The organism is Pseudomonas putida, from assembly GCA_041879295.1.
In the GTDB taxonomy this organism is placed as follows: Bacteria; Pseudomonadota; Gammaproteobacteria; order Pseudomonadales; family Pseudomonadaceae; genus Aquipseudomonas; species Aquipseudomonas putida_Y.
In genome coordinates this window covers 197,501-208,539 of record CP047152.1, presented here as the reverse complement: position 1 = coordinate 208,539, position 11,039 = coordinate 197,501, and the positions used below count along the sequence as shown (strand labels likewise).

The 11,039-nt window shown below is 57.9% G+C and carries 5 protein-coding genes, 3 rRNA genes and 1 pseudogene (1 of these 9 cut by a window edge); 4 read left to right on the top strand and 5 right to left on the bottom strand.

The genetic code is table 11. The annotated features are described in order from the left end of the window. Positions 1 to 838: 838 nt before the first annotated feature. Positions 839 to 2,995: a type I secretion system permease/ATPase gene (locus GST84_00965; GenBank protein ID XGB11002.1), complete on the top strand. Its 2,157-nt coding sequence runs from the start codon at positions 839 to 841 to the stop codon at positions 2,993 to 2,995. Next, on the top strand, positions 2,985 to 4,361 hold the full coding sequence (locus GST84_00960) for an HlyD family type I secretion periplasmic adaptor subunit (protein XGB11001.1): 1,377 nt from the start codon (positions 2,985 to 2,987) through the stop codon (positions 4,359 to 4,361). Before GST84_00965 ends, GST84_00960 begins: the two co-directional genes overlap by 11 nt. A gap of 156 nt (positions 4,362 to 4,517) precedes the next feature. Here GST84_00960 and GST84_00955 read toward each other — a convergent pair whose 3' ends face one another. Both GST84_00955 and GST84_00950 read right to left on the bottom strand, forming a co-directional pair. Continuing rightward, positions 4,518 to 6,464, bottom strand: a complete 1,947-nt coding sequence (locus GST84_00955) for an EAL domain-containing protein (protein ID XGB11000.1) — start codon at positions 6,462 to 6,464, stop codon at positions 4,518 to 4,520. Between the two features lie 10 nt (positions 6,465 to 6,474). Continuing rightward, the gene (locus GST84_00950; protein ID XGB10999.1) at positions 6,475 to 7,167 is read right to left on the bottom strand and encodes a hypothetical protein; all 693 of its coding nucleotides are present in this window, start codon (positions 7,165 to 7,167) and stop codon (positions 6,475 to 6,477) included. Positions 7,168 to 7,439: 272 nt separating this feature from the next. On the opposite strand from GST84_00950, the gene GST84_00945 reads away from it, so the two are divergent. Then, on the top strand, positions 7,440 to 8,129 hold the full coding sequence (locus GST84_00945) for a GntR family transcriptional regulator (GenBank protein ID XGB10998.1): 690 nt from the start codon (positions 7,440 to 7,442) through the stop codon (positions 8,127 to 8,129). A 402-nt stretch (positions 8,130 to 8,531) separates the two neighbouring features. Beyond that, positions 8,532 to 8,810, top strand: a pseudogene (locus GST84_00940) (TonB-dependent receptor). Positions 8,811 to 8,876: 66 nt separating this feature from the next. Here GST84_00940 and rrf (GST84_00935) read toward each other — a convergent pair. From rrf (GST84_00935) to GST84_00925, 3 genes are all read right to left on the bottom strand, one after another. Next, positions 8,877 to 8,992, bottom strand: a 5S ribosomal RNA gene (rrf, locus tag GST84_00935). A 109-nt stretch (positions 8,993 to 9,101) separates the two neighbouring features. Next, a 5S ribosomal RNA gene (gene rrf / locus GST84_00930) occupies positions 9,102 to 9,217 on the bottom strand. A gap of 116 nt (positions 9,218 to 9,333) precedes the next feature. Further along, positions 9,334 to 11,039, bottom strand: a 23S ribosomal RNA gene (locus tag GST84_00925); it runs 1,208 nt beyond the window's last position.

The following is an 11,039-nucleotide window of genomic DNA, read 5'->3' as shown; positions in this document are numbered from 1 at the left end:
TTATACAGGCCATCCTAAACAATCGGCAATGTAATGTCACATTGATATTTTTACCTTAGCCAAGCGTTTCCGAAGGACAAATGCCTTACATCATCTAAAGCGTGTTAATCCGTCAGCCACGGCACTTTTTTCATACACGTTGGCAGCCGTAAATCATGCCGTCCTCGGTGTGCAATGTCAGCGTTACCGGCGTCAAAATTCAGGTCACGGCCAATTGCCGGACTCTGATTGTCGAATAAGCACAAACCTTGCCGGAATGCGGCCAGGCAGAGGTCGATAACCAGCAAAGCCGGGGGTGCGTGCTCGCTTGGGGCACACCAGGTTTTCAAATCTGCGCCAGCCACGAGCAGCGATTTGTCACAAATCAAAGAGATGACGGACGAGTGCGCGAATACTGGCCTCCCAACCACCGGGAATCGCTTACGATTATTGAATGCAAGAAGGCAGAGGATCTGTTTTCTATAGATGAATTTTGACTAACAAGCCACAGATTTGCGCCAACAAACCAGCGCCTGTTTACTGACAATAACTAAGCTGAAACCCTAAGCCCTTGCATCCCGTCGCTGGGTCGCAGGCTATGCTGCAGTTGACGTCAAGCCGGATGATGGCTGGCTCAAAAATGAAACAATCATTGCGCCACTGCGTATGGTGCATATGAAGCACGTAGAATTGTTTACTCAACACCGATTCAAGGCGACCATTGGCAAGTTGCTTAAGCATCGGGGCGTGAGTCCCCTTATCAGCACAGCTTTACAGCACCAAAGAGAGCCAGGGTGAGCCGGCCTGACCTTAACGACGGCACACCCCCTACCCACCACAAGGATGAAGAGAGCGCCGCGTGGAATCCGAAGTCAGTCGAGTCCAACTCAGCCACGATCCACGCAGTCAGCATGACGATCCCCTGCTGGATAGTCTGTTGAGCCTGTGTGTCCTGCATCAGAAGCCCGCCAGCCGGGTCATGCTGACAACAGGCCTACCGTTACCCGCCCAGCGCCTGAGCCCTGAACTGCTGCCTCGCGCCGCGGCCCGGGCCGGCCTGCAGGGGCGCGTTCTTCAGCGAAAGCTGGAGCAGATCCCGAGTATCGCCATGCCGGCCATGCTTTTGCTGAAGGAGGGCCGCAGCGCCGTCCTGCTCGGCTGGGAGAACGAAGACACCGCGCGCCTGCTACTCAGCGAAAGCGACGGTGGCGAGGTGCACGTCAGCCGCGAAGCACTGCTAAGCGACTACAGCGGCCGAGTATTCTTCGCGCAGCCTCAGCACAAGTTCGATGTCAACCACGGCAACCTCATCCCACGCGCGAAGTCGTGGTTCCGCGACACCCTGCTGCGCAGCAAGTGGTTGTATATCGACGCCATCGCCGCGAGCTTGGTGATCAACCTGATCGCCCTGGCCGCGCCACTGTTCGTGATGAACGTGTATGACCGGGTGGTGCCAAACCAGGCCACCTCGACGCTTTGGGTACTGGCCATCGGTATCGCCGGCGCGTACATCTTCGACCTGATCCTGAAAGGCCTGCGTGGCCTGTGCCTGGACCTGGCCGGCAAGAAGACCGATCTGATCATCTCGGCAACGCTGTTTGAACGTATCGTCGGCATGTCGATGAAGTACCGGCCGGCGCGGGTCGGCAGCTTTGCCCAGAACATTCACGAGTTCCAGGGCCTGCGCGACTTCCTCGCCTCGCTGACCCTGACCAGCCTGATCGACCTGCCCTTCACCATCCTGATTTTGATCGTCATCGCCATCATTGGCGGGCACCTGGTGTGGATTCCGATCATCGCCTTCCCGCTGGCTCTGGGTATCGGCTACGCCCTGCAGCGGCCACTGATGGCGACCATGGAGCGGACCATGGCGTTGGCATCAGAGCGCCAGTCCAGCCTGATCGAAACCCTGGCAGGTCTGGATGCGGTAAAGGTCAACAACGCCGAAAGCGAACGCCAGTACATGTGGGAGCAAACCCTCGGCACCCTGAGCCGCCTGGAACTGCGCGTGAAAGTGCTGTCGAGCCTGGCGATGAACATCACCCTGCTGATCCAGCAACTGGCAGGCGTGGCAATGATCTGCGTCGGCGTGTACCTGATCATAGATGGCAACCTGAGCATGGGCGGCCTGGTGGCTTGCTACATGCTCAGCGGCCGCGCCCTCGGCCCTTTGGGCCAGCTCAACGGCCTGCTCGCCCGCTACCAGCAAGCCAAGGTAACCATGGTCTCCACCGACCACATGATGGATCTGCCGCAAGAGCGCAACTTCGAAGAACGCCCGCTGAGCCGCAAGGTGCTGCAGGGCAGCGTGGAGTTCCGCGGGGTCGACTTCACTTATCCGAACCAGCAGAACCTGGCCCTGAAGAATATCAACCTGACCATCCGCCCTGGCGAGAAAGTCGGCATCATCGGTCGCAGCGGCTCGGGCAAGAGCTCGCTGGCCAAGCTCATCGTCGGCCTGTACGAGGCCGACGGTGGCTCGCTGCTGGTCGATGGCGTCGACATTCGCCAGATCGATGTCAGCGAACTGCGCCACAATATCGGCTACGTCCCACAGGACATTCAGCTGCTCGCCGGCACCTTGCGTGACAACCTGGTCAGCGGCGCCCGTTACATCGAGGACGAACTGATCCTGCAGGCCGCTGAACTGGCGGGTGTACATGAATTCGCCCGGCTGCACCCCGACGGCTACGAGCTGCAAGTGGGTGAACGCGGTCAGAACCTGTCCGGCGGACAGCGGCAGAACGTCGCCTTGGGCCGTGCGCTGCTGCTCAACCCGCAGATCCTGCTGCTGGACGAGCCGACCAGCGCCATGGACAACACCGGTGAAGAACGCCTCAAGCAGCGCCTGCAAGCGGTGGTAGAGGGCAAGACGGTACTGCTGGTCACGCACCGTGCCTCGTTACTGTCGCTGGTAGACCGGCTGATCGTGATCGATCGCGGGCAGATTGTCGCCGACGGCCCGAAAGCCGCGGTCATGGATGCACTGAAGAAGGGGCAGATCAGTGTTGCATAAGCTGGATATTGGGCAGTTCAAGGACGGCCTGCGGCGCTATTTCAAAGGCAGCGACTCGCTTGGCGGCCAGCCGCTGCCCGAGGTAAACAAAGCCCTGATCGAAGATGCGCCGCGGGTGGTTCGACTGACCATCTGGGGCGTGATCCTGTTCTTCGTGTTCTTGATCGTATGGGCGAGCGTTGCGCCCATCGACGAAGTTACCCGGGGTGAAGGCAAGGCCATTCCGTCTTCCAAGGTGCAGAAGATCCAGAACCTGGAGGGCGGAATCGTTGCCGAAATCTTCGCCAAGGAGGGGCAGATCGTCGAAGTGGGCCAGCCATTACTGCGCCTGGATGAAACCCGCTTCGCCTCCAACGTAGGTGAAACCGAGGCTGACCGCCTGGCCATGGCCCTGCGGGTCGAACGCTTGAGTGCCGAGGTCCAGGACATCCCGCTGGTAATCGACGAGAAGCTGCGTAAAGCCGCGCCAAACCAGGCGGCCAATGAAGAGTCGCTGTACCAGAGCCGGCGCCAGCAACTGCAGGACGAAATTGGCGGCCTGCAAGAGCAGTTGGTCCAACGCCAGCAGGAACTGCGCGAATACAGTTCCAAGCGCACCCAGTACGCCAACAGCCTTGCGCTGCTGCGCAAGGAAATCAGTATGTCCGAACCGCTGGTGGCAACCGGCGCGATTTCCCAGGTTGAAGTGCTGCGCCTGCGCCGTGCTGAAGTGGAAAACCGCGGTCAGCTGGATTCCACTGCGCTGGCGATCCCACGCGCAGAGGCGGCCATCCGCGAGGTGCAAAGCAAGATCGAAGAGACTCGTGGCAAGTTTCGAAGTGAAGCGCTGACCCAACTGAACGAGGCACGCACCGAACTGAACAAGGCTACTGCCACCAGCAAAGCGCTGGACGACCGGGTGCACCGCACACTGGTCACTTCGCCCGTGCGAGGTATCGTCAAGCAACTGCTTGTGAACACCATTGGCGGGGTAATCCAGCCAGGCAGCGATATCATCGAAGTCGTGCCACTGGACGACACGCTGGTCATCGAGGCTAAGATCCTGCCCAAAGACATCGCCTTCCTGCACCCTGGCCAGGAAGCGACGGTCAAGTTCACCGCGTATGACTACACCATCTACGGTGGGCTCAAGGCCAAGCTGGAGCAGATTGGCGCCGACACCATTACCGATGAAGACAAGAAGACTACGTATTACCTGATCAAGCTGCGCACTGATCGCAGCCACCTAGGGACTGACGAGAAGCCACTGCTGATCATCCCGGGGATGGTGGCGACGGTGGATATCATGACAGGCAAGAAGACCATCATGAGCTACCTGCTCAAGCCGATCATGAAAGCGCGCTCGGAAGCGCTGCGCGAGCGGTGATAGCCGGCCTGCTGGTTTCGCCATTGCTGCAGGAGCGGCCTTGTATCGCGACGGGGCTGCACAAGCGGCCCCGTGTATCGCTACGTGAATCCTGGGGCCGTTCCGCGCCCCTTTTCCGGCTCTAGGTCGCTTCTACGGCGGGGCACGAAAAGACGTTCAGCGCCAGGGCGCAGGCTCACCCACCAGTTGCCCCTGAATCCCGCCCACTCCCATCTCCTGCAACACCAACCGTTCCCCTTCCGTCTCGACTCGCTCGGCAATCAGCGGAAGGTCGATGCTGTGCGCCGCTCGCTGTATCGCTTCGATGAACAGCCGCTTGTGCTGCTCATGATCGATGTTGCGGATGTAACTGCCGTCAATCTTCAGGTACGCCAAGCCTAGGTGCGCCAGATTACCTATCATGCTGAAGCGCCCGCCAAAGCGTTGCAACGCCAGGCCGAAGCCAAGCCCATGCAGGCGCCGGGTGAGTTGCTCCAATGCTGCCTGCTCAGGCAACTGCTCCTCGCCAATTTCAAATACCAGCCGCGGGCCAAGCGCCGCGTTCTGGCCCAGCAGCTCGAAAACGCGCTGAAGAGCCTTGGGGTCGGCCAGGGTGGCGGCGGACAGGTTCAACGCCACCACCTGATCATGCCCTCGCAGGTGCGCCAACACTTTCTCCAGCACCAGCACATCCAGCCGCGGCATCCAGCCGAAGCGCTCCAGCCAAGGCAGGAAGCGGCCCGCCGGCAAGGCTTCACCCTGGCCATCCTGCAAACGCGAAATGACTTTGTGATGCAGTATCTGTTGCGAGGAAGCGCAATCCATCACGGGCTGGAAGAAAAGTTCGAAATGCCCATTGATAAACGCCTGATCGAGCCGCTTGTGCCAGGCATGCTGGCTGTCCGCAGCAACCGCGGCAACACCTTGCTCAAGGCATACCCAACCTGGCGTTGGCTGGTTCTCAGCGCGGGCCAGAGCCTCGTCGGCGAGCTTCAGCAACGCCTGCGGTGAATCACCAGGGCTGAATGGCGCCAGGCCTATACATGCCACCGGGTCGATATCACTGGCACCTGTTTCGTGCAGGCTCTGCAACGTTGCCTCCAGAGCCTGGGCAAGCTGTACTGCCTCCTCATGCACCATGCCCGGTGCCAGCACTGCAAACTCGCCGCCGCGGCTGCGGGAAATGAGGTCTTTGGTTTCTGGGTAGCTGGCACATGTACGGCGCAGCTGTTCACCTACCGCTTGCAACAACTGGTCAGTACGCTGGCCGCCAAGGCGGGCGTTAAGGCCGGCCAGGCCCTGAACCCGCAACAAAAGCAGGTAGCCGGCGCGCGCGTCTTCCAGGTTGCTTACCCGAGTGTTCAGCTGCATTTCGAAATAGCGGCGGTTCGACAACCCGGTCAGGCTGTCCTGATAGGACTCCGCCCGCAGCCGTTCACTGCGCTCGGCCTGCTCGGTGAACAGGGCTTTGAGCTTCTCGACCATCTGGTTCATCGCTTGCACCACGCGGCGTAGCTCCGGCGTGCGTGGCAACTCTGGGAGGCTGAGGAATTCGCGGCGGGCAATGGCGTGGGATTGCTCGACCATGTAGTCCAGTGGCTTCAACTGACGGCGCAATAACAAGGCACCGAGCACGGCACTGGCCGCACCGCACAACAGCAACCAACCGAGGCTGCCCAAGGCACTTTGCCAAAGCTTGGCAATGGCGAACATCGGGTGGCTGATCACTTCAACGCGCGCGGCCTGTTGCCAGCCACGGCTGACGATTGCATCGCCGCCGGCGGCCTCTAGGCCGATCAGGTGCACGAACCAAAGCGGGACACCGCCAGGGTCTGGCTCGGCGTGACGCTCCACCAGCACGGCATTGGAGGCCAGGTCGACAACCTTGATGCTTGCATAGTAACCACTGTCGAAGATCGAGCTGACCATCAACTCGACCATCGCTGGGTCGTCGATATTCGGCGTCAGCGAAAGCGCCAGCGCAGTGGCCGCATCCTGAGCGTGCGAGCGCAACTGGTTGACGTACTGGCTGCGCGAGCTTTCCAGGCTGACCATGAAACTGCCACTGAAGGCGACTACCAGGAACAGGCAAATGGCCAACAGCAATTGTTTGAACAGTGACATCTGTGCTCCTTCAGTAAACCGGCTCGGCCGGGAACCCTTCGGCCTGCATTTTCTTCAACAAATCCTGCCAGCGTGACAGCCGCTTGGTATCACCAACCTTCTTGTTCCCTGCTGCGCCCGTCAGCCATAACCCCTCACCATTGAAGGCGTACACCGGTAGCAGGTCAGTACGCTGGCTTGCCGGCTTGATGGCATCCATCAGGCTGTCAAGCACCAAAGGCTGGGCCTGTGGGCTTGAATAATAGGTCAGGACCATGTGTGCCCGGTTCTGCCGCAGCGCCTTGACGTAGGTGATGCGCAGTTTTTCGCTGGGGATTCCCATGCGCCGAAGGCTGAAATATTTCGCAATAGCGTAATCCTCGCAGTCCCCTGCACCTTTGATCAGTGCCTGCACAGGTGTGGCCCAGTAGTCGACCTCATGCCACAGATCGATATCCTCGACATAACGCAATTGCTGGTTGAAGAAGCGGTTGATCACTTGCAACCGTTCAAGCTCAGTACCCTGCTTCTGCGTGGCCATCAGGTTCTGCCAGGCATCGATGCGGCCTTGTCCGGCACCCAGTGGGCCGTACAGGGCCTGCGACTTGCGGCTGATCTGGGAGAAATCCCAATCCGCGTGCAAGCCGCCCAGCAGAAGACTGCCCAGCAGCGCGGCAAAGCCGACATGTCGCACAACGGTTTTGAGCAAGCAGGATATCGCCACTGCGAAGCCCTGTTCAGACCAGTCGAAAGCAGCGATGGTGGGGCCTGCCACAGCAAAAGACAATGGCAACCTGCAATCACGCACCCGGCTGTCAGCCCACCTATACTTTCTACTTACATCTTTCTATAGGCAGCTTTCTTTGACGTGCGACTTCCTCCACCATAGCCGCGCTTTTGGGGCGCCCGTACCAGTGTGGGTGCAGGTTTGACACCCTCACAAGCTGTTACTAGCGTTATTGGATCCAATATAGTCATCGTTGAGGCAGGCGTAGCGTGGCCAAGAAAATCAAATTGAGTGATGTGCTGGCCAGCGAGCAGTTGTTGCCGCATCAGGCCCGTGGCGCGATTGAAGAACGCCTGCGCAGCGCCATTCTCGATGGTCGCTTGCCCCCTGGTACCGCGATTCGCCAACAAGAGCTCGCCACGTTGTACGGCGTCAGCCGCATGCCTGTGCGCGAAGCCCTGCGCCAGCTCGAAGCGCAATCCCTGTTGAATGTAGAGATGCACAAGGGCGCCGTAGTTGCGCCGCTGATCGGCGAGGACGCGGTTGACACCTATGCCCTTCGCGTATTGCTCGAGAGCGAGGCGCTACGCCAGTCTATCCCGCTGCTTGATGCCAGCGACATCGCCAGCGCCCGCGGGTTTATCCAGCAACTGGAGAACGAGACCAGCCACGCCGAAATTGGCCGCCTCAACCGCCTGTTCCACATGGCGCTGTACAGCAAGGCGCCGAACAAGAAACTACTGCGCCTTATCGAGAACGAACTGAACGAGGAAGAACGCTTCCTGCGTTTCCATCTTTCGTCCATGGGCCTGGGCAAACTGACTCAGGACGATCACAACGCACTGGTAGATGCGGCCAGCGACAAGCTGGTGGACGACGCTGTGGCGGTGCTGGAACAGCACCTCAATGGCGGGGCACGGGTGATCCGCAATTACCTGGATACGCACGTGGGGCGTTAGCCTGATACCGGCCTTACGCGCGAATTGATGGATTGCAAATTAGTACTGCCTGCAAAAAATGAGACTACATATCATTCATGCGCACGGATGCCTGCACCCTCCCCATGCCCAGCAACGAGTCCGTGCAAACGCTCTGAAGTGACCACCATGGCTGGTTGCATACTTGGCTCTGCAACACAGCCGAAACGGCAGATTTGGCCCAGTACACCTCCGTGAGCTTGCTAAAACGCTTGAACAATTGCAGCTGAATGCACCCACTGCCTTTTTACGCGCTGTAGCGCGAGGACTGGCTATACCCTGTCGCGTGAGCCTCAGCTGGCCGACGGCAGCAGGTATTCCAAGTTATTGCCGAGCCTGGTGCTGGGCGACAAGGGTAATTCGCCTACTCAGGCGCCGAAACAGATGCTCACGCTCTGAACCGACTGCCGCTAGGGGCCCTGGATGGTCTGCGGCTGGGCGGGGGGGCGAGAAGTGGGGGACAGCATGAAGGTGCCTTCCTACGCCCTGTTGGACGCCTCGATCGGCTATGACCTGGGCCTGGTCGTCCTGCTAGGTGTGGATGTGCGCTTGAACGCCAACAACCTTACCAATGAACGCTACATTACCTCATGTGTCAGCCTGAACTACTGCTACATGAGTAAAGAGTGCAATGTGAGCGCCACGGCCAGTTATCAGTTCTAACCGATATTGAAACCCATAAAAGACAAAGCCCCTGTCTGCATCGCAGACAGGGGCTTTGGGTTTGAATCTTGACGATGACCTACTCTCACATGGGGAAACCCCACACTACCATCGGCGATGCATCGTTTCACTGCTGAGTTCGGGATGGGATCAGGTGGTTCCAATGCTCTATGGTCGTCAAGAAATTCTGTGTGCTGGCTCGTCCTTCGGGCGCGCCTGCGAATATCTGTAGTTCCTACTTAAAGACAAAACCCCTACCTGCATGTGCAGATAGGGGTTTTGCGAAATGAATCTTGACGATGACCTACTCTCACATGGGGAAACCCCACACTACCATCGGCGATGCATCGTTTCACTACTGAGTTCGGGATGGGATCAGGTGGTTCCAATGCTCTATGGTCGTCAAGAAATTCTGTAGCCAGAATGTCCAGATGGACAGCCCAGCGAATCCGGATATGCGATATTTGTGGTCTTACGAATTTTCGGGTCTTTCGTCTTCACCACCACAATCTGCGTAGCAGATTGCTTGGGTGTTATATGGTCAAGCCTCACGGGCAATTAGTATTGGTTAGCTCAACGCCTCACAGCGCTTACACACCCAACCTATCAACGTCGTAGTCTTCGACGGCCCTTTAGGGGATTCAAGATCCCAGTGAGATCTCATCTTGAGGCAAGTTTCCCGCTTAGATGCTTTCAGCGGTTATCTCTTCCGAACATAGCTACCCGGCAATGCCACTGGCGTGACAACCGGAACACCAGAGGTTCGTCCACTCCGGTCCTCTCGTACTAGGAGCAGCCCCTCTCAAATCTCAAACGTCCACGGCAGATAGGGACCGAACTGTCTCACGACGTTCTAAACCCAGCTCGCGTACCACTTTAAATGGCGAACAGCCATACCCTTGGGACCGGCTTCAGCCCCAGGATGTGATGAGCCGACATCGAGGTGCCAAACACCGCCGTCGATATGAACTCTTGGGCGGTATCAGCCTGTTATCCCCGGAGTACCTTTTATCCGTTGAGCGATGGCCCTTCCATACAGAACCACCGGATCACTAAGACCTACTTTCGTACCTGCTCGACGTGTTTGTCTCGCAGTCAAGCGCGCTTTTGCCTTTATACTCTACGACCGATTTCCGACCGGTCTGAGCGCACCTTCGTACTCCTCCGTTACTCTTTGGGAGGAGACCGCCCCAGTCAAACTACCCACCATACACTGTCCTCGATCCGGATAACGGACCTGAGTTAGAACCTCAAAGTTGCCAGGGTGGTATTTCAAGGATGGCTCCATGAGAACTGGCGTCCCCACTTCAAAGCCTCCCACCTATCCTACACAAGCAAATTCAAAGTCCAGTGCAAAGCTATAGTAAAGGTTCACGGGGTCTTTCCGTCTAGCCGCGGATACACTGCATCTTCACAGCGATTTCAATTTCACTGAGTCTCGGGTGGAGACAGCGCCGCCATCGTTACGCCATTCGTGCAGGTCGGAACTTACCCGACAAGGAATTTCGCTACCTTAGGACCGTTATAGTTACGGCCGCCGTTTACCGGGGCTTCGATCAAGAGCTTCGCTTGCGCTAACCCCATCAATTAACCTTCCGGCACCGGGCAGGCGTCACACCCTATACGTCCACTTTCGTGTTTGCAGAGTGCTGTGTTTTTAATAAACAGTCGCAGCGGCCTGGTATCTTCGACCGGCATGAGCTTACGGAGCAAGTCCTTCACCCTCGCCGGCGCACCTTCTCCCGAAGTTACGGTGCCATTTTGCCTAGTTCCTTCACCCGAGTTCTCTCAAGCGCCTTGGTATTCTCTACCTAACCACCTGTGTCGGTTTGGGGTACGGTTCCCAGTTATCTGAAGCTTAGGAGCTTTTCTTGGAAGCATGGTATCAACCACTTCGTCGCCTAAAGGCAACTCGTCATCAGCTCTCGGCCTTGAAATCCCGGATTTGCCTAAGATTTCAGCCTACCACCTTAAACCTGGACAACCAACGCCAGGCTGGCCTAACCTTCTCCGTCCCTCCATCGCAATAACTGGAAGTACAGGAATATTAACCTGTTTTCCATCGACTACGCTTTTCAGCCTCGCCTTAGGGACCGACTAACCCTGCGTCGATTAACGTTGCGCAGGAAACCTTGGTCTTTCGGCGTGCGAGTTTTTCACTCGCATTGTCGTTACTCATGTCAGCATTCGCACTTCTGATACCTCCAGCAAGCTTCTCAACTCACCTTC

Bases quoted from the DNA above. Each gene is read 5' to 3' on its own strand.
- GST84_00955 (XGB11000.1), bottom strand. From the start codon at position 6,464: ATGTCACTGTTCAAACAATTGCTGTTGGCCATTTGCCTGTTCCTGGTA.